The 21,428-nt window shown below is 72.6% G+C and carries 20 protein-coding genes; 7 read left to right on the forward strand and 13 right to left on the reverse strand.

Annotation, left to right across the window (positions count from 1 at the left end; all coding sequences use genetic code 11):
- Nucleotides 1-192 precede the first annotated feature (192 nt).
- Entirely contained in the window at nucleotides 193-2,739 is a 2,547-nt protein-coding gene (locus ABZY13_RS01655; protein WP_356626762.1) for an ATP-binding protein, read from the forward strand.
- A gap of 45 nt (nucleotides 2,740-2,784) precedes the next feature.
- Here ABZY13_RS01655 and nucS read toward each other — a convergent pair whose 3' ends face one another.
- Entirely contained in the window at nucleotides 2,785-3,456 is a 672-nt protein-coding gene (gene nucS, locus ABZY13_RS01660; RefSeq protein WP_356626764.1) for an endonuclease NucS, read from the reverse strand.
- Nucleotides 3,457-3,698: 242 nt separating this feature from the next.
- Between nucS and ABZY13_RS01665 the strand changes: the two genes are divergently transcribed.
- A complete protein-coding gene (locus tag ABZY13_RS01665; protein ID WP_356626766.1) occupies nucleotides 3,699-4,091 on the forward strand; it encodes an SCO5389 family protein in 393 nt (130 codons plus the stop codon).
- Nucleotides 4,092-4,193: 102 nt separating this feature from the next.
- Here ABZY13_RS01665 and ABZY13_RS01670 read toward each other — a convergent pair whose 3' ends face one another.
- On the reverse strand, nucleotides 4,194-5,222 hold the full coding sequence (locus ABZY13_RS01670) for an LLM class flavin-dependent oxidoreductase (RefSeq protein ID WP_356626768.1): 1,029 nt from the start codon (nucleotides 5,220-5,222) through the stop codon (nucleotides 4,194-4,196).
- Nucleotides 5,223-5,439: 217 nt separating this feature from the next.
- On the opposite strand from ABZY13_RS01670, the gene ABZY13_RS01675 reads away from it, so the two are divergent.
- Nucleotides 5,440-5,772: an ATP/GTP-binding protein gene (locus ABZY13_RS01675; protein WP_356626770.1), complete on the forward strand. Its 333-nt coding sequence runs from the start codon at nucleotides 5,440-5,442 to the stop codon at nucleotides 5,770-5,772.
- 29 nt (nucleotides 5,773-5,801) lie between these two features.
- On the opposite strand, the gene ABZY13_RS01680 is transcribed toward ABZY13_RS01675, so the two are convergent.
- The 7 genes from ABZY13_RS01680 to mce all read right to left on the reverse strand — a co-directional run bounded on the left by ABZY13_RS01680 (nucleotide 5,802) and on the right by mce (nucleotide 15,471).
- Nucleotides 5,802-6,668 carry an ABC transporter permease subunit gene (locus ABZY13_RS01680; RefSeq protein WP_356626772.1) on the reverse strand — a complete coding sequence of 289 codons (867 nt, stop codon included), beginning with the start codon at nucleotides 6,666-6,668 and terminating at the stop codon, nucleotides 5,802-5,804.
- Nucleotides 6,665-7,897: an ABC transporter ATP-binding protein gene (locus ABZY13_RS01685; protein WP_356626773.1), complete on the reverse strand. Its 1,233-nt coding sequence runs from the start codon at nucleotides 7,895-7,897 to the stop codon at nucleotides 6,665-6,667. Before ABZY13_RS01685 ends, ABZY13_RS01680 begins: the two co-directional genes overlap by 4 nt.
- A 123-nt stretch (nucleotides 7,898-8,020) precedes the next feature.
- Nucleotides 8,021-8,791: an ABC transporter permease gene (locus ABZY13_RS01690; protein WP_356626775.1), complete on the reverse strand. Its 771-nt coding sequence runs from the start codon at nucleotides 8,789-8,791 to the stop codon at nucleotides 8,021-8,023.
- A complete protein-coding gene (locus ABZY13_RS01695; protein ID WP_356626777.1) occupies nucleotides 8,788-9,747 on the reverse strand; it encodes an ABC transporter ATP-binding protein in 960 nt (319 codons plus the stop codon). The genes ABZY13_RS01690 and ABZY13_RS01695 overlap by 4 nt, the downstream gene beginning before the upstream one ends.
- 85 nt (nucleotides 9,748-9,832) lie before the next feature.
- Nucleotides 9,833-10,765 carry a cellulose-binding protein gene (locus tag ABZY13_RS01700; protein ID WP_356626779.1) on the reverse strand — a complete coding sequence of 311 codons (933 nt, stop codon included), beginning with the start codon at nucleotides 10,763-10,765 and terminating at the stop codon, nucleotides 9,833-9,835.
- Between the two features lie 182 nt (nucleotides 10,766-10,947).
- Nucleotides 10,948-14,796 (reverse strand): polarized growth protein Scy, encoded by a 3,849-nt coding sequence (gene scy, locus ABZY13_RS01705; protein WP_356626781.1) that lies wholly within the window; start codon nucleotides 14,794-14,796, stop codon nucleotides 10,948-10,950.
- Nucleotides 14,797-15,030: 234 nt separating this feature from the next.
- Entirely contained in the window at nucleotides 15,031-15,471 is a 441-nt protein-coding gene (gene mce / locus ABZY13_RS01710) for a methylmalonyl-CoA epimerase (RefSeq protein ID WP_356626783.1), read from the reverse strand.
- Between the two features lie 149 nt (nucleotides 15,472-15,620).
- Between mce and ABZY13_RS01715 the strand changes: the two genes are divergently transcribed.
- Both ABZY13_RS01715 and meaB read left to right on the forward strand, forming a co-directional pair.
- Nucleotides 15,621-16,826, forward strand: coding sequence for an acetyl-CoA C-acetyltransferase (locus ABZY13_RS01715; protein WP_356626785.1), 1,206 nt, complete (start codon nucleotides 15,621-15,623; stop codon nucleotides 16,824-16,826).
- A 32-nt stretch (nucleotides 16,827-16,858) separates the two neighbouring features.
- A complete protein-coding gene (gene meaB, locus ABZY13_RS01720; RefSeq protein WP_356626787.1) occupies nucleotides 16,859-17,815 on the forward strand; it encodes a methylmalonyl Co-A mutase-associated GTPase MeaB in 957 nt (318 codons plus the stop codon).
- A 50-nt stretch (nucleotides 17,816-17,865) separates the two neighbouring features.
- Here the strand turns inward: meaB and ABZY13_RS01725 are convergent, their stop codons facing one another.
- The 4 genes from ABZY13_RS01725 to ABZY13_RS01740 form a co-directional block, all read right to left on the reverse strand.
- Nucleotides 17,866-18,342 carry a MarR family transcriptional regulator gene (locus ABZY13_RS01725; protein ID WP_356626789.1) on the reverse strand — a complete coding sequence of 159 codons (477 nt, stop codon included), beginning with the start codon at nucleotides 18,340-18,342 and terminating at the stop codon, nucleotides 17,866-17,868.
- A gap of 93 nt (nucleotides 18,343-18,435) precedes the next feature.
- Complete coding sequence (locus ABZY13_RS01730; RefSeq protein ID WP_356626816.1) at nucleotides 18,436-19,179, reverse strand: AIM24 family protein; 744 nt, start codon at nucleotides 19,177-19,179, stop codon at nucleotides 18,436-18,438.
- A 41-nt stretch (nucleotides 19,180-19,220) separates the two neighbouring features.
- Nucleotides 19,221-19,871 (reverse strand): AIM24 family protein, encoded by a 651-nt coding sequence (locus ABZY13_RS01735; protein WP_356626791.1) that lies wholly within the window; start codon nucleotides 19,869-19,871, stop codon nucleotides 19,221-19,223.
- A 1-nt stretch (nucleotide 19,872) separates the two neighbouring features.
- A complete protein-coding gene (locus tag ABZY13_RS01740) occupies nucleotides 19,873-20,505 on the reverse strand; it encodes an AIM24 family protein (RefSeq protein ID WP_356626818.1) in 633 nt (210 codons plus the stop codon).
- A 111-nt stretch (nucleotides 20,506-20,616) separates the two neighbouring features.
- Between ABZY13_RS01740 and ABZY13_RS01745 the strand changes: the two genes are divergently transcribed.
- Entirely contained in the window at nucleotides 20,617-20,952 is a 336-nt protein-coding gene (locus ABZY13_RS01745) for a DUF3817 domain-containing protein (protein ID WP_356626793.1), read from the forward strand.
- Nucleotides 20,949-21,242, forward strand: coding sequence for an MTH1187 family thiamine-binding protein (locus ABZY13_RS01750; RefSeq protein WP_356626795.1), 294 nt, complete (start codon nucleotides 20,949-20,951; stop codon nucleotides 21,240-21,242). Before ABZY13_RS01745 ends, ABZY13_RS01750 begins: the two co-directional genes overlap by 4 nt.
- Nucleotides 21,243-21,428 lie beyond the last annotated feature (186 nt).

Genomic DNA, 21,428 nt, shown 5'->3' on the forward strand with positions numbered 1-21,428 from the left:
GCATTCCGCTTGGACCGTGACGTCTCGGACGGCGCGGCACCCCGGGCTGTCGCGGACACCGGCCTGCGGTTAGTGTTCGGACGCCCGCGACTGTTCGACCCTCGAGCGGGCCCGGACCAGAAGCGACAGCGCGGTGTGCGGCAAGGCCGGGAGGGGCTGGACGCACTCGACGCTTTTGGGGGCTTGGAACCTATGGACCCGAACACCCGGGGACCCGAGGAGTACGGCCACGACGACGGCCCGTCGGGCCGGCGGCCGCCCAGGGACCCCCTCACCTCCGACTTCGGCCAGCACGCGCCCGCGCCCGCCCGCACCGCGCGGCTGGTCTCCGGCGACCTGCTGCTCACCGTCAACCCCGTCGACGGCAGCGAGATAGAGGTCTGCCCGCCCGCCGAGCGGCCCGCCCGCCCCGCCAAGCGCACCCCCGCCGAACGCGCCGAGGCGGCCCGCGCCGCCCGCCCCCCTGTCCCGCCGGGCCCCGCCCGGCCCGCGCCGCCGCTCCTCGGCCGCCAGGAGGAACGCGAGCGCCTGATACGCCTGCTCGCCCGTGGCCGTTCGGCCCGCGTCACCGGCCCCGCCGGCTCCGGCCGCACCACCCTGCTCGACACCGTCGCCGAGGACTGCGCCGACCTCGCCCCCGACGGCGTCGTCCGCCTCTGCGGACTGCGCCGCACGGCCGACGACCTGCTCCACGACCTCTTCCACGCCGTCTACGCCGCCCCCGGCCACCGCCCCGACCGCGAGCAACTCCTCGAACTCGTCGGGGAGATCGGCGCGGTCGTCGTCCTGGACGACGCCGAACTCGGCGGCGCCGCGCTGGACGAGCTGCTCGACGCCACCCCCGAGTGCGCCTTCCTGATCGGCGCGGCCCCCGGCGCGCCCGCCCCCTCCGCGGACGCCGGCATCGAGGAGGTCGCCCTCGGGGGCCTCGACCGCGCCGGCGGGCTGCGGCTGCTGGAGCACGCCGTCGGCCGCCCCCTCACCGAGGACGAGGCCAACTGGGCCGGCGACCTGTGGTTCGAGTCCGAGGGCCTGCCCCTGCGGTTCGTGCAGGCCGGCGCCCTGCTGCGGCAGCGCGACCGGCTGCGGGCCGGCGCCGACGCCCTGGACGAGTTCGGCGTCTTCGGCGACATCCCGGCCGACCCGGCCTTCGAGACCCCCGTCGACCCGGCCGCGCTCGCCGACGACGTGCCGCTGCCCTCCCTCGCCGAGGGCGCCGCGCCCGCCGCGCTGCTCGCCTCCCGGCTGAGCCCCTCCGCGCGGGCCACCCTGCGCTTCGCCGTCGCGCTCGGCGGCGAGGTGCCGCACCAGGCCCACCTGCCCGCCCTCGTCGGCGACACCCACGCGGACGCCGCGCTCGGGGAACTGCTCCGCTGCGCCCTGGTCTCCCCGGTGGGCACCCGCTACCGGCTCGCGGCCGGCGTGCGCACCCAGCTGGAGGCCGCCGGATACGCCCAGGACGCCCCGGCCCACGCCCTCACCGCCGCCCGGCACTACGCCTGGTGGGCCGGACACCCCTCCGTCGACCCCGAGCGCGTCGGCGCCGAGGCCGACGCCCTGCTCGCCGCGCTCCAGCCCGCCGCCCCGGTCGGCGACGACGGGGACAGCCCAGCCGTACGGCTGGCCCGCACGGCGGCGCCCGCGTTCGCCGCCGGACTGCACTGGAGCGCCTGGGAACGCGCCCTGCGCGCCGGCGCCGAGGCCGCCCGGCTCGCCGGCGACGTCGCCGGACAGGCCTACTTCCAGCACGAACTGGGCGTCCTCGCACTGTGCCGGGGCCGGCTGGACCGGGCCCGCGCGGAGCTGGAGGCGTCCATCGGGCTGCGCGGCGCCCTCGCCGACAAGCGCGGCACGGTCGCCGGCCGCCGCGCCCTCGCCCTGGTCGCCGACCGCTCGGGCACACCGGGGCTCGCGACCGCACCGGGAGGGGGCACGGCCGCGATCGCCGGGGCCGGTCTCCCGTTCGGCGACGACCTCGCGGACTTCCCGGACGCCTTCGCCGACGGCGACGCCGCCAAGGCGCCCGCGTCGCCGGAGCCTTTCCCCGAACTCCAGCCGCCCACGGACGCCCCGGCGCTGGCCGCGTACGGCGGCGTCTCCGTGCCGGGCACGCCGTCCCGGCACACGCGCGCCGGCCTGCGCGGACTGGCCCGGCGCAACCTGGTCGCGGCCGGCGCGGGCGCCCTGCTCGTGGCGGTGCTCGGCACCGTCGTCACCCTCGGCGCCACCTCCGACAACGACGCCGAGGGCCCGTCCGGCCGCGTCGGCGTCAACCCGACGGCCACCCAGGACGACGGCGAGGAGAACCTCGGCGTGGCGGACGGGGACGACGTGGGCGACACCGGCTCGGCGACCAGCCGGCCCACCGCCCCCGGACCCGACGGCACCCTCGGCACGGCCGACGACCCGACCCCGACGGCCGTCGGCGACAACGGCGACGAGGGAGCGGACGAGCCCGACGCCGAGCCCACCGGCACGACGAAGCCGGACGACGAGGCGGACCCCTCCACGCCGACCAGGCCGTCCACGTCGAAGCCGACCTCGTCGAGCCCGACGCCGAGCCCGTCCTCCGACGAATCGCAGTCGCCCAGCCCCGACCCGACGCCGAGCCAGAGCAGCCCGACGCCCACCGACACCTCGACCAGCCCGTCGACCACCAACTCGGCGACCGGCCCGGGCACTTCGACGGCCTCCTCTCCCGAGGACCCCGAAGACCACGCGGAGGAGCCGGTCATCTGAGAGCCCACCCGGGCCCGGTGGGCGCGGGTGGGGCACAGGTGCGGGTCAGAAAAGCCGCAGCTTGTCGTCCTCGATGCCGCGCAGGGCGTCGTAGTCCAGCACATGGCAGCCGATGCCGCGGTCCGTGGCGAGGACACGTGCCTGCGGCTTGATCTCCTGCGCGGCGAAGATGCCGCGCACCGGCGCCAGATGCGGGTCGCGGTTCAGCAGCTCCAGATAGCGGGTGAGCTGCTCCACGCCGTCGATCTCGCCGCGCCGCTTGATCTCCACGGCGACGGTCCGCCCCTCGGCGTCGCGGCACAGGATGTCGACCGGGCCGATGGCCGTCATGTACTCGCGGCGGATCAGCGTGTAGCCCTCGCCGAGGGTCTCGATGCGGTCGGCGAGCAGTTCCTGGAGGTGCGCTTCCACGCCGTCCTTGATCAGGCCGGGATCGACGCCGAGTTCGTGCGAGGAGTCGTGCAGCACCTCCTCCATCGTGATGATCAGCTTCTCGCCGGCCTTGTTCACGACGGTCCAGACGCCGGCCTCCTCGCCGGTCCCCTCCTTCAGCGTGCAGGGCGGCGACATCCAGTTCAGGGGCTTGTAGGCCCGGTCGTCCGCGTGGATCGAGACGCTGCCGTCCGCCTTCACCAGGATCAGACGGGGAGCGGTCGGAAGGTGGGCGGTGAGCCGGCCCGCGTAGTCGACGGAGCATCGGGCAATGACGAGACGCATGGTCGGCAACGCTACTCGACGGACGAGAGCGCACGCGATTCGCCCTGGAAGAGACCTGTTCGGCAATGGCCGATAGTGAACACAACGGAACGCGTCTGTGTCGGCATTCTCCTGGTGCCGCCTCCGGCAGTTGCCTACCGTATAAACGGGAGGTCGCCGCGCGTGTACCCAGCGTGTTCGCCGTGCGTGCTCCCTCATCTGTCCGGCAACCCCTGCTCGTTGGGGGTGCGAGAGGAGAACCCATGTCGCTCGACGTCTCACCGGCCCTACTCGAACAGGCCGAGCGAGGCGAGGTCGACGAAGCTGCCTTCGTCGACTGCGTCCGGACCTCCCTGCCCTACGCATGGGAGATGATCAGCTCCCTGGTGGCCCAGCTGAAGGTGGACGGCGGACAGTTCGCCGACAACCTGACGCCCCCGCCGGACGAGCAGGCACGCGGTCAGCTGCTGCGTGCGCTGGCGAGTGACGCCATTCGCGGTGCGCTGCAGCGGCACTTCGGGGTGCGGCTGGCGTTCCAGAACTGCCACCGGGTGGCCGTGTTCCCGCTGGACGCCTCGGCGGACGCGACGCTGACCCGCTTCACCTCGGTCCGCAGCCAGCTGCTCAACCAGTCCCCGGAGCTGCGGGACTGCTGACGGCGGCGATCCGCTCGCTTGCCGCTCCGTACGCGGGGGAGGTGCGATCCGTACCGGAGCGGCAAGCCCACCACGCCGCGCGGCACGCCGGCGCGGCCCCGGTCACGTCAGCTGCGGCAGCACCTCCGCGCCCAGCCGCCGTACGTTCTCCTCCGTCGTCGCCAGGTCGCCGGAGCCCTCGACCAGCAGGGCGAAGCGGGTGACGCCCGTGCGCTCGCCGGTCGCCGCCAGCCGGTCGGCGCACAGCCGCGGCGGGCCCACCGGGTGCAGTCCGCAGAGCAGTTCCGTGTATGCCAGCGGATCGCGCATCCGGCGCTCGCGGCCGTCCACCGTGACATGGGCGTCGAGCCCCTGGCGCAGCCAGCCCGGCATTGCCTTCAGCAGCGTCTCGGCCGCGTCGGTGCGTTGGTCGGCGATCTGGCAGACGCCGGCCGAGACATGGGCCGCGCCGGCGATCTCCGCCGCAGGGCGTCCGCAGGCGCGTGCGTGCCGCCGCCACAGGGCGACCATCTCGGCCTTCTCCTCGTCCCCGATGTGCATGCCGAGCAGCATCGGCAGCCCGCGCTCGGCGGCCGTGCGCACGCCCTGCGGGGAGGTGCAGGCCAGCAGCACCTCCGGACCCGGCGCGTCCGTCAGCGCCTCCGCGGGCCGGGGCACCACGGGCACCTCGCGGAAGGCGAAGCGCTCGCCGGTGCCCGCGACGGCCGGCTCGCGCAGCCAGCGCAGCAGCAGATCGAGCGATTCCGGGAGCCCTTTCTCGTACGCCTCCAGGCCCGACCCGAACACCTCCAGGTCCACCCAGGGGCCGCCCCGCCCCACGCCCAGCGAGAACCGGCCACCGCTCGCGATGTGCAGCAGCGCGGCCTGCTCGCCGAGGGCGACCGGGTGGGCGGTCGGCAGCACGCTCACCGCCGTGCCGACCCGGATGCGGCGGGTGCGGCCGAGAAGGAACCCGGCGAGGGTGACGGCCGACGGGCACGTCCCGTACGGCACGAAGTGGTGTTCGGCCAGCCAGACCGAGTCGAGCCCCGCCTCCTCCGCGGCCTCCGCCGAGCGGACCGCGCGGTGCAGCGCCTCCCCCTGGCCCTGCCCCGGGAACTGGGCGGCCAGCACGAATGTTCCTACGCGCATCGCAATTCCTGCTTCCTTGGCTCCGACACGGAGCTCCCCCACGGGCATAACCGGCCGACACGTACCGAGGACACGGGCGGGCGGAGGGATTTGCGGATTGTCGGCAGAATCGGTGGCGCGCGCGGGGGACTTGTGAGCTTCGGACCCTTCCGGGTACCCCTACGGGGGACGCGTAGGCTTGTCGCGAACACTCCCCGACAACTCCGTGAGGTGTCCCGTGTCGCCGCGCCGCAACCGACCCAAGGGCTCAGGCTCCTCCGGCCGGAGTGCCGAGGACGACCGCCCGGGCCGCTACGGCGGCTGGCAGTCCACCGAGGACTGGCAGGGCGACGGCTGGAGCGTGCGCCATGTCGCCGGCGCCTCCTCGCAGGGCAAGTCGTACCGCTGCCCCGGCTGCGACCAGCTCATCCCCTCCGGGGTGCCGCACGTCGTGGCCTGGCCCGAGCACGCGGGCGTGGACGACCGCCGGCACTGGCACAAGTCCTGCTGGAACGCGCGGGACCGCCGCACCACCCGGGTGCAGCGGTCCCGAAACGCGCCGAAGTTCTAGGGCGGCCCGGACGCCGGCCCCCGGGAGCCTCAGACGTCCCGCTTCTCCAGCAGCACGACGGCCCCGGCGAACGCGACCGCCGTGACGCCCAGCATGATCCACAGCGGGTCCCAGCCCGAGGGGCCGGACTCGCTGAGGGAGTTGGCGTAGAACACGCTCAGCTGGTTCGGGATGGAGTACTCGAACAGCGCCTCGCGCAGGTCCTCCAGCGACGACGAGAACATGAACAGCGCGATCACCAGCGGCGCCAGCACCGCCGCGATCATGATGGTGATGGCGCCCGCCGAGTGCCGCACGATCGAGCCGACCACGAGCGAGAGCAGGCCCAGCAGCGCGATGTAGAGGGAGACGCCGACCGTCCCCCTCAACCACTCGCCGCCGGACGGTTCGCGCGCCTCGCTCACCATGCCGACCTGCGCCAGGGCGACGAAGCCGGAGGAGACCAGCGTCACCACGAACGCGACCGTGAAGAACACGATCGCCTTCGCCGCCAGCACCCGGGCGCGCGAGGGGCACGCGGTCATCGTGGTCCGGATCATCCCGGTGCCGTACTCCGAGGCCGTCGTCAGCACGCCCAGCGTGATGATGCACATGCAGCCCAGCAGCAGCCCGAAGAAGCCGAGCGCGAGCGGGCTCTCGCCGCCCAGGTCGGCCTCCGAGGAGCCGGCGACCAGCGCGCCGGTGGACAGCCCGATGCCGACGACGAGCAGCACGAACACGCCCAGCGTCCACATCGTGGAGCGCACCGACCGGATCTTCGTCCACTCGGAGGCGACGGCGTGCCCGAGGTGCGTGCGCACGACCGGGATCGGCGAGGTGTAACCGGGGTACGGGGCGCCGGAGGGCGCTCCCCACTGGGGCGCGGCCTGTGGCGTGGAGGGCTGGGGCGTGCTCATCGGGCGTCCTCGGGCTTGGTCTGGTCGGCGGGAGCAGAGGCGGAGGGGGCCGCGGCGGGCGGCTGCGCGGGGGCCTGGGCGGGCTGCGCGGGGGCCTGGGCGGGCGGCTGCGGCGCCGGCTGCGCGTACGGGTTCGGCGTACCGCCCTGGGCGGGCGCGGACGGCTGAGGGCCGCCGTACGGGCCCGCGAAGGGCTGACCGCCCTGCTGGGGCGGCGGCGGGGCGTACCAGCCCGGCTGGCCCTGGCCGGGCACCGGGACCGGCGGCTGCGCGCCCGCCGGCAGCGGCTGCATCAGTCCGGCCTTCTGGTCGGCCGTCGAGCGGTAGTCCACCACCGACTGCGTCATCCGCATGTACGCCTCCTCCAGCGAGGCCTGGTGCGGCGACAGCTCCCACAGCCGTACGTCCGTGTCGTGCGCGATGTCGCTGATGCGGGGCAGCGGCAGTCCCGTCACCCGCAGCGCCCCGTCCGGCTCGGGCAGCACGTGCCCGCCCGCCTCGGCCAGCGCGGAGGCCAGCTTCTCGCGCAGCTGCGGCTCGGTGTCCGGGGTGCGCACGCGCGCGAAGCCCGCGGAGTTCGCCGCGATGAAGTCCTGCACGCTCATGTCGGCGAGCAGCTGACCGCGTCCGATGACGATGAGGTGGTCGGCCGTCAGCGCCATCTCGCTCATCAGGTGGGAGGAGACGAAGACCGTGCGGCCCTCCGCGGCGAGCGACTTCATCAGGTTGCGCACCCAGAGGATGCCCTCGGGGTCGAGGCCGTTGACCGGCTCGTCGAACAGCAGCACCTGGGGGTCGCCGAGGAGCGCGCCGGCGATGCCGAGCCGCTGGCCCATGCCGAGGGAGAAGCCCTTGGAGCGCCGCTTGGCGACGTCCTGGAGGCCCACCACGCCGAGCACCTCGTCCACGCGGCGGGCCGGGATGCCGGACAGCTGGGCGAGGCTCAGCAGGTGGTTGCGGGCGGACCGGCCGCCGTGGACCGCCTTGGCGTCGAGCAGGGCGCCGACCTGGCGGGGGGCGTTCGGCAGCTTGCGGTAGGGGTAGCCGCCGATCGTCACCTGCCCGGAGGTGGGGTTGTCCAGGCCGAGGATCATCCGCATCGTCGTCGACTTGCCGGAGCCGTTCGGCCCGAGGAAGCCCGTGACGGCTCCGGGCCGCACCTGGAAGGAAAGGTTGTGCACAGCGGTCTTGTCGCCGTAGCGCTTGGTCAGGCCGACTGCCTCGATCATGCTCCGCACCCATCGAAAGGTCCTGGACAGCGGGGCACACGCCCCCGTAAGGCTTAGGAGGATATCCAGGCCCCGCCGGTTCCCTTCAAGCGCGGGCAAAAGAACGCTCCGTGCACAGTGCGGCTAGGCGTCCCGCCGCCTCAGCACCAGATAGCCGCCGGCGACCGCCGCCGCCACCCACGCCAGCATGATCAGCAGCCCGCCCCAGGGGCCGTACGGGGTGTCGTCGTCCACCGGGGTGACCACCTGCATGATCCGGCTGCCGGCCTGGTCGGGCAGGAACCGGCCGACCTTCTCGGTGGCCGGGACGTTGCCGAGGATGCTGGAGATCAGGAAGAAGAACGGCATCAGGATGCCCAGCGACAGCATGGGCGAGCGCAGCATCGCCGCGACGCCCATGGAGAACATCGCGATCAGCGTCATGTAGATCCCGCCGCCGAGCACCGCCCGCAGCACCCCCGGGTCGCCGAGCGACGCCCGCAGCTCGCCGAGCATCGCCTGCCCCAGGAAGAACGCGGCGAAGCTCGTCGCCATGCCGACCGCCAGCGCCAGCGCCGTGGCCACCGCCAGCTTCCCGAACAGGAACGTCCCGCGCTGCGGCACCGCCGCGAGGGAGGTGCGGATCATGCCGGAGCTGTACTCGTTCGACACCACCAGCACCCCGAAGACGATCATCGCCAGCTGGCCGAGGCTCATCCCGGCGAAGCTGATGAACGTCGGATCGAAGGAGAGCCGGTCGCGTTCGTCCATCCGGTCGAACTCGCTCTTCGACAGCGCCGAGATCAGCATGCCCAGCGCGATCGTCACGACCACGGCGAGCGACAGCGTCCACACGGTGGACGCCACGGAGCGGATCTTCGTCCATTCGGAGCGGATGACCTGGGCCGCCGTCATGTGCTTGCCTTCCTCCAGCCCTCGCCCCAGGCCGCCGGCGGCTCCGGGGAGTCGGAGTGCGCGTGGTACTCCACCGACTCCGCCGTCAGCCGCATGAACGCCTCCTCCAGCGAGGCGCGTTGCGGGCTCAGCTCGTGCAGCGTGATCCCGTGCCGCGCGGCCAGCTCGCCGATCCGCTCCGCACCGGCGCCGTCCACCTCCAGCGCGCCGCCGCCGTTCTCCACCACCGTCATCCCGGCCCCGTGCAGCGCGTCCAGCAGCCGCTCCCGCTCGGGGGAGCGGATCCGGGTGTACGTGCGGCTGTTCCGCGCGATGAAGTCGGCCATGGAGGTGTCCGCCAGCAGCCGGCCCTGGCCGATGACGACGAGGTGGTCGGCCGTCAGCGCCATCTCGCTCATCAGATGCGAGGAGACGAACACCGTACGGCCCTGGGCGGCCAGCGACTTCATCAGATGGCGGATCCAGTGGATGCCCTCGGGGTCCAGCCCGTTCACCGGCTCGTCGAACATCAGGATGCGCGGATCGCCCAGCAGCGCGGCGGCGATGCCCAGCCGCTGGCCCATGCCCAGCGAGAACCCCTTGGCCTTCTTCCGGGCGACGGCCGTCAGGCCCACCGTGTCCAGCACCTCGGCCACCCGCCGTTCGGGGATGCCGTTGCTCTGCGCCAGGCACAGCAGATGGTTGCGGGCGCTGCGGCCGCCGTGCACGGCCTTGGCGTCGAGCAGGGCGCCGATGTACTTCAGCGGGTCCTTCAGCCGGTCGTAGTGGACGCCGTCGATGCGCACGTCCCCCGCGGTGGGCCGGTCCAGGCCCAGCATCATCCGCATGGTGGTCGACTTGCCGGCGCCGTTGGGACCGAGGAAGCCGGTGACGACGCCGGGCCGCACGGTGAACGTCAGCCCGTTCACCGCGACCTTCTCGCCGTACCGCTTGGTCAGCCCCTCGAGCTCGATCATGCGGCCACGCTAAAACGGCACGAGGCCCCCTGCCACTTCAGTGACGGAGGGCCTCGCGGAGGGTACGCCGTGTACTGCCTACTGCTTACCGGGACTGCTGCGCCGGGACGCCGCGGGAGACGGACTCGTCGTCGGCGGGGCCGGTCGCGGCCACCGCGGCGCCGGTGAGCGTGGCGAGCATCTCGCGGACGTTCGTCAGCTGGGCGTTGATGGAGTCGCGGCGGTTGGTCAGAGCGGCCAGCTCGCGCTCGGATTCCGAACGGATGCGGTCCGCCTTGGCGTTGGCGTCGGCGACGATGTCCTCGGCCTGACGCTGGGCGGTCTCCACCGTCTGGCGGGCGCGGCGCTCGGCGTCGGTGCGCAGCTTCTCGGCCTCCAGGCGCAGCTGCTCCGCCCGGTGCTCGATCTCCGCGAGCCGCTTCTCGGCCTTGGCCTGACGGGACGCCAGGTCGCGCTCGGACTGCTCGCGGCGCTTGGCCAGGTTGGTCTCGAAGTCGGCGGCGGCCTGAGCGGCCTTGGCGCGAGTCTCCTCGAAGAGCGCGTCGGCCTCCTCGCGCTTGGACTGCGCGTCCTTCTGCGCGTCCGCACGCAGCTGGGCGGCCTCGCCCTTGGCCTTCTCGACGATCCGGACGCCCTCGTCCTCGGCCTTGGCCTTGCGCTCCGCCGCGAACGACTCGGCGTCGTTGCGCACCTGCTGGGCCGCCGACTCGGCCAGCTCACGGTGCTGCTCGGCCGCGCGCCGGGCCTCCTCGCGCAGGTCCTTCGCCTCCTCCTCCGCGAGGCGGAGGATCTTCTCGACGCGCGCGCCGAGACCCGCGTACGACGGCTCCGCGTCGGTCACGGCGGCCTGGGCGTTCTGCGTCTCGAGGTGGAGCTCCTCGATGCGCTTTTCCAGAGCGGTGATGCGGGCGAGAGCGCTGTCACGGTCGGAGACGAGCTTGGAGATCCGTTCGTCCACCTGAGCGCGGTCGTACCCACGCCGCACAAGCTCGAAGCCGTAGGGGGAAGTGTCGCTCATGGGGTTCCTGTCGAATGAGACCGGTGAGGTGATAGGTGGAATCCTAGGGGCCGAAGCGGTGTGTCATCGAGCGGATACGGGTTTGATCTGGAGAATGACACCCCATTTGGACGGCTGACCAGCGCACGAGCTTCCGGAAATCAGGCCAAACACTTTCAGACGATCTCCAACGGTCGCCACGGCTACCCGTCCGACGCCTTGCCGCCCGAGCGCGGCGGTCCCACGGCCGCCCCGGCCTTGACCGCGCCGTCCTTGCCGGACGGCGGCGCCTCGAACGACTCCAGCGCCTCCAGCACGTCCTGCACCCGGGAGATCTCGGCGTTGATGTCCTCGCGCCGGCGCACCAGGACCTCCAGCTCGCGCTTGCCCTCCTCGACCGTGCGCCGGGCCTCGCGGATCGCCTCGGCCTTCAGCTCCTCGGCCTCCCGGATGAGGGTGGCCTTCTTCTGCTCGGCCTCCTTCAGCAGGGCCTCGGCCTTCTTCACGGCGGCGATGCGCACCTTGCCGGCCTCGGAGTTGGCCTCCGACACCAGCTCCTTCGCCTTCGCCTGGGCCTTGGCGAGCTGCTCCTCGGCGGCCTTGATCAGCGCGTCGCAGCGGTCGCCGGTCGACTTCATCGTCTCGGCCGCCTCCCGGCGGGCCCGCTCGTGCAGCTCCTCGATCTCGGCGGTGATCCGGGCGCGCAGCTCCTCGGCGCGCTCCCGGACGGCGGTGGCGTCCCGGCGGGCGCCGACCAGCAACTCGTCGGCGTCCGTGCGGGCCTTCTCCACCCGGGAGTTGCCCTCGACCGTGGCCTCCGCGACCAGCCGCTCGGCCTCCTTGCGGGCCGCGCCGACCATGGTGTCGGCCTGCGCCTCGGCGTCCGCGGTGGTCTTGAGCGCCTGCGCCTGCGCCTCGGCGAGCAGCTTGTCGGCCTCGGCCGCGGTCTCCGTGATGAGCTTGTCGACCTGCTCGGCGGCCTCCGAACGCCGCTTGTTGGCCTCCTTGCGGGCCGCGTCCAGCGTCCGCTCGGCCTCGTCGCGCGCGGCGGCGGTGACCCGCTCTGCCTCGGCGAGCGCCTCGGCCCTGACCCGCTCGGACTCGCCGCGCACCCGCTCGGCGTGCTGCTGCGCGGAGCCGACCGTCTGCGCGGCCTCGGCACGCAGCCGCTCCGCCTCGCCGTTCGCGTCCCCGAGCAGCTTCTCGGCCTGGGCGACCGCCTCGGCCCGCACCCGCTCGACCTCGGCGGCCGTCTCCGTGGTGAGCCGCTCCGCCTCGGAGCGCGCCTCGGTGATCAGCGTGTCCGCCTGCGCCGCCGCGTCCGAACGGATCCGGTTCGCGTCCTCGCGGGCGTCCGCACGGGCGCGCGCCGCCTCCTGGTCGGCCTGAGCGATGGCGTCCGACGCCTCGGTCCGGGCGCGCTGCGCGTGCTCGGCGGCGTCGGCGCGCATCCGCTCCGACTCGGCGATGGCCTCCGCCATGGTCCGCTCGGCGAGGGACTTCGCGGCCTCCGCCTCCTCGCTCGCCTCGCGCCGGACCCGGCTCGCGTCCTCGCTGGCCCGCTCCCGCTCGGCGTAGGCGTCGGCGCGGACCCGGTCCGCCTCCTCCTCGGCCTCGCGCCGGGTGCGCTCCGCCGCGTGCTCGGCGGCGCTGCGCAGACCGGCGATCTCCTCCTGCGCCTGCTCGTGCAGCCCGGCGACGGAGTCCCGCACCTGCTGGGCGTGGGCCTCGGCGGCGGAGACCATCTCGGTGGCGCGCCGGTCGGCCTCCTCGACCAGGCGGACCGCCTCGGCCTGCGCCTCCTCCACGCGGGTGCGCGCAGAGGCCAGCAGTTCCTCGCTCTGCTCGCGGGCCCGCTCGCGCTCCTGGTCGGCCTCCTGCCGGGCCGCGCCGAGCGTCTCCTCGGCCTCGCGCCGACGCCGTACGGCCTCCTCCTGCGCGGCGGCCAGCGTCTCCGACGCCTCCGCGGCCAGCCGTTCGGCCGCGGCCTGCGCCTCGGCGCGCACCCGGTCGGCGGTGTCCTGCGCCTCGGTCTTCAGCCGCTCGGCCTCCGTCGCGGCCTCGGTCCGCAGCCGTACGGCGACGGCCTCGCCCTCCGCGCGGGACGCGGACGCGTCGGACGCGGCCTCGGTGCGCAGCCGTTCCGCTTCCGCCTCCGCCTGCTGCTGCAGGGCGCGGATGCGCTCGGCGGCCTCGGTGCGCAGCCGGTCGGCCTCCTCGGTGGCCTCGCGGCGGATCCGCGCGGCCTCCTCGCGGGCGTCGGTGAGGGCCTGCTCGGCGGCGGCCAGACGGGCCTCGGTGTCCGCGTGCAGCCGGGCCAGCTCGTCGGCGGCCTCCGCCTGCCGGGCCGCGACGGCGCGCTCGGTCTCCTCGCGCAGTTCGAGCGCGGCCCGCTCGGCGTCCGCGCGGATGCCCTCGGCCTGCTCCAGCACCTCGTCGCGGTGGCGCTCGGCCTCCTTGCGGGTGCGCTCCAGGGTTTCCTCGGCCTGCCGGCGCAGCGTGGTGGCGCGCTCGATGGCCTCGGTGCGGACCTTCTCGCTGTCCGCGGTCGCGATCCGGCGCAGTTCGTCCGCGTCCGCCTTGGCCTTGGCGAGCAGTTCCTCGGCGGTCCTGGCCGCCTCCTCGATCTGCGCCACGGCCTCCTTGCGGGCCTCGGCGCGGATCTTCTCGCCCTCGGCGACCGCGTCGGAGCGCAGCTGCTCGGCCTCGCCGCGCAGCCGGCGCGCCTCCTCCTGCAGCTCGACCGTCTTGGCGCGGTACTCCTTGGTGTCGTCCTTCGCCGCGCCCTTGAGCTGCTCGGCGATGTCGTGCGCCTCGGCACGCAGCCGGTCCGCCTCGGCCTCCGCCTCGCGGCGGATCCGCTCGGCCTCCTCGGCGGCGGCCTTGGTGGTGTTCTTGGCGTTCTCGGCGGCCTTGTTGAGGACGTCCTCGGCGGTCCTGGCCGCCTTGGACAGCTGGGTCGCGGTCTCCTCGGCGGTGATCGTGCGGGCCTTCTCGGCGGCCTCCGCGACGATCTTCTCGGCCTCGGCGCGGGCGTCGGCGACGAGCTGCTCGGCCTCCGCCTTGGTGGTCTCGGCCTCCTTGGTGGCCTCGCTGACCAGCCGGGCGACCTGCTCCTTGGCCGTACGGGTGCGCAGCTCGTTGGCCGAGTCGGCGCTCGCGAGGGTCTTGGCCGCGGCCTCCTTGGCCTCGGTGACCAGCTTCTCCGCCTCGGACTGCGCCTTGCGCAGCGCCTCCTCGGCCTCGGTCATCCGCGCCTCGGCGGCCCGGCTCAGCTCGGCGGCCTGGCGGCGGGCGGCGTCCGACTCGGTGACCGTGGTGGTGCGCAGCTGCTCGGCGTGGTCGGTGGCCTCCTGGGCCTGGGTGGAGGCGGCGTTCAGCAGCCGCTCCGCGTCCGCGCGGGCGCGCCGCAGCAGCTGCTCCGCCTCGGCGCGGGCGGCCTCGGCCTCGCCGCGCAGCCGCTGACGGGCCTCGGCGGTCAGCCGCTCGGCCTCGGCGCGGGCGGCGGCCATGGCCTGCTCGGCCTCGGCGCGGGACTCCTCCAGCAGCCGGCGGGCCTGCTGCTCGGTGCGGGCGCGCAGCTGCTCCGCCCACGCGACGTTCTCGTTGACGTGGGACTCGACGGTGGCCCGGCGCTCGGCCAGCTCCTGGTCGAGCTGCTGGCGCCGGGTCACGGCCTCCTGGTGCAGCTCGGCCTGGAGGCGGGCCGCCTGCTCGGCGTGCTCCTGGAGGATGCGCTGGGTCTGGGCGCGGGCCTGGCTCAGCTCGCGCTCGGCGTCGGCGCGGATCTGGTCGGCCTGCATCTGGGCGTTGCGCAGCAACTGCTCGGCCTGGTAGCCGATGTCAGCACTGTCATAGGCAGGCCGCGTCATGAGCGTGCGCCGCGCCTCGTGCAGCTTGGCGCGCAGCACCTCGACCTGGTAGCCGAGGTCCTCGGCGTGCTGGATGGCCTTTTCCCGCTCGGTCCTCAGCCGCTTCATCTCGGCTTCGAACCGAGTGAGGTGGTCGACGTCAGCCGCCGGCTCTCGCTCCTGGCTCTCGTAGCCCCGCACTGCGCGGTCCCATCCGTCCCCTGGTCGCAAGTCTTTCCGAACGAGCTCCGTCCATCCGCCGAACGGGGCCCCCGGGGAATGGTGTCAGATCAACGGCGGAGCATGGGCTGCTGCCCCGACGCTCGTCCCCCGAAACCCGGACCCCGGCGGTCCTGCCGTCAACGCGACAGGACCTCGGTCGCCCTGGAAGGAGCGGCGACCGCCCCCAACCCTACCGGCCCCTATGTACGAGCATCAGTGCTCAGGTGACTCAACGGGCGCCGAAGTGACCAGTTCGGTGAGAACGCCGTGGCAGTCCTTGGGGTGCAGGAAGGTGATCCGCGATCCCATGGAGCCGCGGCGGGGCTCGTCGTAGAGCACGCGCACGCCCTTGTCCCGCACGGCGGCGGCGTCGGCGTCGACGTCCGCGGTGCCGAAGGCGATGTGGTGGACGCCCTCCCCGTTCTTCGCCAGCCACTTGGCGACGGTGGAGTCCTCCCGGATCGGTTCGAGAAGCTGGAGGTACGACGCACCGCCGTCCGACGTATCGTTGATCTTGAGCATGGCCTCGCGCACGCCCTGCTCCTCGTTGACCTCGGTGTGGAAGACCTCGAAGCCGTACGTGGCCCGGTAGAACTCCACGGTCGCGTCGAGGTCGTGGCAGGCGATTCCGATGTGGTCGATTCGCGTCAGCATGGATTCAGTGCAGCGTTCCGGAGGTGGTTACGCAACGTGCGCGCGATCACACCGACCGCCCGATGACGGGTGGAGTACCGCTCAGTACATTCGAGTAAACCCTCGTTCACTCCTCGGCCCGTGCAAGGCCGGTAAGGGGATCTCAGCTCATGTCATCTGCAACGAACGGCACGACGTCCGTCATCGTCGCGGGCGCCCGGACCCCGATGGGGCGGTTGCTCGGTTCGCTGAAGTCCTTCTCCGGAGCCGACCTCGGCGGCTTCGCTATCAAGGCCGCCCTGGACCGTGCGGGGATCGGCGGCGACCAGGTGCAGTACGTGATCATGGGCCAGGTGCTGCAGGCCGGGGCGGGGCAGATCCCGGCGCGCCAGGCCGCGGTCAAGGCCGGCATCCCGATGAACGTCCCGGCGCTCACGATCAACAAGGTGTGCCTCTCCGGCCTGGACGCCATCGCGCTCGCCGACCAGCTCATCCGCGCCGGCGAGTTCGACGTGATCGTGGCCGGCGGCCAGGAGTCCATGACCAACGCCCCGCACCTGCTGCCGAAGTCCCGCGAGGGCGTCAAGTACGGCGCCGTGCAGATGCTGGACGCGATGGCGTACGACGGTCTGACCGACCCGTGGGAGAACATCCCCATGGGCGAGTCGACGGAGCGGCACAACACGCGCCTCGGCATCGGCCGCGCCGAACAGGACGAGATCGCCGCGCTGTCCCACCAGCGCGCCGCCGCCGCCCAGAAGAACGGCGTCTTCGAGGCGGAGATCACCCCCGTGGAGATCCCGCAGCGCAAGGGCGAGCCGGTGGTCGTCAGCCAGGACGAGGGCATCCGCGGCGACACGACCGCCGAGTCGCTGGGCAAGCTGCGCCCGGCGTTCACCAAGGACGGCACGATCACCGCCGGCTCCTCCTCGCAGATCTCCGACGGCGCCGCCGCGGTGGTCGTGATGAGCAAGGCCAAGGCGCAGGAGCTGGGCCTGGAGTGGATCGCCGAGATCGGCGCCCACGGCAACGTGGCGGGCCCCGACACCTCCCTGCAGTCCCAGCCGTCCAACGCCATCGCGCACGCGCTGAAGAAGGAGGGCCTGGACGTCGCCGACCTCGACCTGATCGAGATCAACGAGGCCTTCGCCGCGGTCGCCGTGCAGTCAATGAAGGACCTCGGCGTTTCCGTCGAAAAGGTGAATGTGAACGGCGGCGCCATCGCCCTGGGGCACCCGATCGGCATGTCCGGCGCCCGTCTGGTGCTGCACTTGGCGCTGGAGCTGAAGCGGCGCGGCGGCGGCGTCGGAGCGGCGGCGCTGTGCGGCGGCGGCGGTCAGGGCGACGCCCTGATCATCCGCGTGCCGAAGGCCTGACCCTCGCCGAAGAACTCTCGAACGGAGCTGTGATGCAGGACGTCTCCTCACTGGTGGCCCAGGCCGGGGAAGGCCGGCCGCGTGCCGTCGCCCGGCTGATCTCCCTGGTGGAGGGGGCGTCCCCGCAGTTGCGGGAGGTGATGGCGGCCCTGGCCCCGCTGACCGGCAACGCCTACGTGGTCGGCCTGACGGGTTCGCCGGGCGTCGGCAAGTCGACCTCCACGTCGGCGCTGGTGACGGCGTACCGCAAGCAGGGCAGGCGGGTCGGCGTCCTCGCCGTGGACCCGTCCTCGCCGTTCTCGGGCGGGGCCCTGCTCGGCGACCGGGTCCGCATGTCGGAGCACGCCTCCGACCCGGGCGTCTACATCCGCTCCATGGCGACCCGCGGCCACCTCGGCGGCCTCGCCTGGGCGGCGCCGCAGGCCATCCGCGTCCTGGACGCCGCCGGCTGCGAGGTGATCCTGGTGGAGACGGTCGGCGTCGGCCAGTCCGAGGTGGAGATCGCCTCGCAGGCCGACACCAGCGTCGTGCTGCTCGCGCCGGGCATGGGGGACGGCATCCAGGCCGCGAAGGCGGGCATCCTGGAGATCGGCGACGTCTACGTCGTCAACAAGGCCGACCGCGACGGGGCCGACGCCACCGCACGCGAGCTGAACCACATGCTGGGCCTCGGTCAGTCGCGGGGCCCCGGCGACTGGCGCCCGCCGATCGTGAAGACGGTGGCGGCGCGCGGCGAGGGCGTCGACGAGGTCGTGGAGGCCTTGGAGAAGCACCGGGCGTGGATGGAGGAGCACGGCGTCCTGAGCGGGCGCCGACGGGCCCGCGCCGCCCGCGAGGTCGAGACGATCGCCGTCACCGCCCTTCGCGAACGCATCGGCGACCTTCACGGCGACCGCCGGCTGGACGCCCTGGCGGAGCGCATCGTCGCCGGCGAACTGGACCCGTACCGCGCGGCGGACGACCTGATCGCGGAACTGACCCGGTCCTGACGGAGCGGGCGGGGCCCGCAGAGGCCCCGCCCGCGCCCGCTACCGACTCGTCAGGGACGCCCCCGGTGCCCGCGCAGATGCTCCGCGATGGGCTTGAGGGCCTTGTCCAGCTCGGTCAGGGCCTCGGGGGACAGCAGGTCGATGAAGTGCCGGCGCACGGACGCCACATGGTGCGGCGCGACCTTCTGCATGGTCTCCATGCCGTGCTCGGTGAGGACGGCGTACAGACCGCGGCGGTCCGACTCGCAGTTCTCCCGCCGCACGAGCCCGGCGTTCTCCATGCGTGTGATCTGGTGCGAGAGCCGGCTCTTGGACTGGAGGGTCGCGGCGGCGAGATCGCTCATCCGCATCCGCGAATCCTCCGACTCCGAGAGGTTCACCAGGATCTCGTAGTCGTTCATCGTCAGGCCGAACGGCTGCAGATCCTTTTCGAGCTGGTACGTCAAGAGTCTGTTGACGTCCAGATGGGTGCGCCAAGCACACTGCTCCGCATCGGTCAGCCAGCGCGTGGCCGTCTCGGTCTCCATGAATGAAGTCTACCTAAAAGGTTGAAAGGCGAACTAGTGAGGGTCGTGTGACAGTGCGCACGCGTTCGACTGTCACACTCCGCAGACTACCGCTCACAGCCCGAAGCGACGCTGGACGTCCCCCAGCTGTCCGGGAAGACGCGGTGTGCCGCCTTGCGCCCCATGCCCTCCGGCCATACCCCCTCCGGCCTGTTGCGGACCCGCCCCCACGGGCTGTTCGGTCATCAGCGCCTCGGACGACTGGAGCAGCACCGTGCCCGCCCCGACGAACTCGAACTGGTGCTCCTCCCCGGAGGCCCCGCCGAGGCCCGTCAGCGCACGTAGACCGCCCATCACCCCGCTCATGTAGCCGTGGTCGTAGTGGTGGCACGGGGAGGGGCAGTCGGCCCACCCGACGAGCGCCTCCGGGTCCACCCGGATCGGCGGTTCCATGAACACCACCGGTCCGTTGGACGCGGCCACGAACTTCCCGGTTCCGATGAGCGTCAGAAAGCCCGGGACGATGGACTGCTTCAGCGCGAGGGTTGGCTGAAAAGCGAGCAGATTGCCGGAGCGAATGGTCAAGTTGCCGTCTTCGAGGTCATACGAATTGACGTCGAAGGCCCGGTCGGCCAGCAGCATCTTGCCCGAGCCGTCCGCCACCACCCAGTCGGCCGCGTGCAGAGGCGAATGGAACGACGTCCGCACCAGCCGGTCGAGCGCACCGTGCCCGATGCCGTTGAACTGGATGGCGCCGTAGTAGGCGATCATCTTGCCCTTCTGGAGGAACCATTGGTTGCCCTTGAGTTCCACACAGAAGGTGTACGGGTTGACGTTGTCGTCGACGGGCAACGTCATCGGATCGTGGACAACGGGCCCCGGCGGCCCATAGACACCGTTCACAGCTTCTCCTCCGAGGCCTGCACGTACACCACACCGCTGCCGCTCAGCTCCAGCTGGAACGCCTCGCCGGAGCCGCGCCCCACCATGTCCCGCCAGCCCAGGGCCGTGGACAGCTTGTTCCGTACGTCGCCATGGTGGGCGACGTACGCCTGCGGGTCGACGTGAACGGGCCGGTCGGGTCTGATGGGCACCTCGAAGACGCCCCCGTGGGCCATCACGGCCACGGCCCCGTGCCCGGTCAGCGTGGTCGTGAACAGCCCCTGCCCGCTGATCTGCCCGCGGACCATCCCCATGACCCCGCCCTGGGACCCCAGGAAGAGCGTCCCCTGCTGCAGGGTCCCCTCGAAGGCCAGCAGCCGATCGGCCTCGACGCACAGGGTCTCCCCGCCGAGATTGATCACCTGCACGTGGTGTCCGCCGTGCCCGAACAGCACGGTCCCGCTGCCCTCGACGGTCATGAGCGGCGTGTCCTCACCGGCCACGCGCCGCCCGATCATCGACACGACCCCGCCCTGCCCGCCCGCCATGTTGGGCGTGAAGGACACCTCTCCCTTGTAGGCGAGCATGGCCCCGCGCTGACTGAACAGCCGCTGACCCGGGGCGACGGTCGCCTCGATCATCTTCGCGTTGAGCTCACGGAAACCCATCTCACACACCCCCCGCGACGGTGTTCCGCTCGCTGGGCTGCACGTACACGAGCCCGTCACCCTCGAACCTGATCTGGAAGGCCTCGCCGCCGCCCTCGCCCATGAACGTCCGGAAGGTCACCCCGGACTGGAAGGACTGCTGGAGGTTCCCCTGATGCGCGATGTACGCACCGGGGTCGACGCTCAGCGGGAACTGCGGACTGACCCGCAGCACCACGGCCGGCCCGTCCGACATGATCGCCGCCTGCCCGTGCCCCTCGACCGTCGTCGTGAACAGCCCGTTGCCCTGAGCCGCGCCGCGCACCCCGGTGAACGACGTCCCCGTCCGCAGCCCCGAGTCCGTGGCGAGCAGATTGCTCGACTCCACGAACAACTTGTCGCCCTGCAGAGCCACCAGGTTGATCTCCGAGGCCCGGTCGGCGAACCAGCACGTCCCGTGCCCCGTCACCTCCATCAGGGTCATCTGCTCACCGGTGAGACGCCGGGTCACCATCCCCCGTATCCCCTCACCCCCGCCACTCAGCTTCTTGAAGGTCATCTGCCCGTCGTACGCGACCATCGAGCCGTTCTTCGCCTTCACGGCGTCCCCGGTCATGTCGACGGCCAGCACCTTGCTGCCTTGGAGTCGAAACATCGCCACAGGGAGGAAGGTACCTACCCCTGCCGGGACTCGGCCTGCGAGCGTTTGTCACAATGACGGAAAGTTTGTGCACCCGTTCACAAAGCGACCCCGAAGGTGACCCCCGTGGACCTCAAGACCGCCACCGCCCTCCGCCGCCTGCGCCTGGTCTCGGCGCCCGAGGCGGTGTCCTTCCTCGTCCTGCTCGTCTGCTCGGTGCTCAAGCGCACGACCGAATTCAACGCGGTCCCGGTGATGGGCGCGATCCACGGCGTCCTGTTCATCCTCTACGTGATCTTCTGGGCGGACGCCTGGAACCGCACCAAGTGGTCCCTGAAGACCGCCGCCCTCTACTTCGTCCTCTCGGTCCTCCCGGCCGGCGGCTTCTACGCGGAGCGCCGCCTGCGCACCGAGGCCGAGAACGCGGTGTTCGCCTCGCAGGCCCGAAAGGCCACGGCATGATCGTCGCCTTCTCCGTGACCCCCCTGGGCGTGGGCGAGGACGTCGGCGAATACGTCGCCGACGCGGTCAGGGTGGTCCGCGAGTCGGGCCTCCCGAACCGCACGGACGCGATGTTCACGTCCATCGAGGGCGACTGGGACGAGGTCATGGACGTCGTCAAGCGCGCGGTGGCGGCCGTAGAGGCAAGGGCTCCCAGAGTCTCCCTGGTCCTGAAGGCGGACATCCGCCCAGGAGTGCAGGACGGCCTGACCGCCAAGGTCGAAACGGTGGAACGCCACTTGGCGCACTAGCCCAGACGAGGGAAAGTCGGCACGGCCGTTCCCGCCCCCACGGGAGGCCGCCCCCATGGGGGCGGCACCCCCCACCCTGTCTGGCCACGACGGCGGGTGGGCCGCGTACGGCGGGAAGGGGACGGGCCGGGGGTGTCCGCCCGCAGCGGTTGGCGCGTCAACACGGGTACCTCTTGCGACAGACCG

The organism is Streptomyces sp. NPDC006610, from assembly GCF_040611575.1.
In the GTDB taxonomy this organism is placed as follows: Bacteria; Actinomycetota; Actinomycetes; order Streptomycetales; family Streptomycetaceae; genus Streptomyces.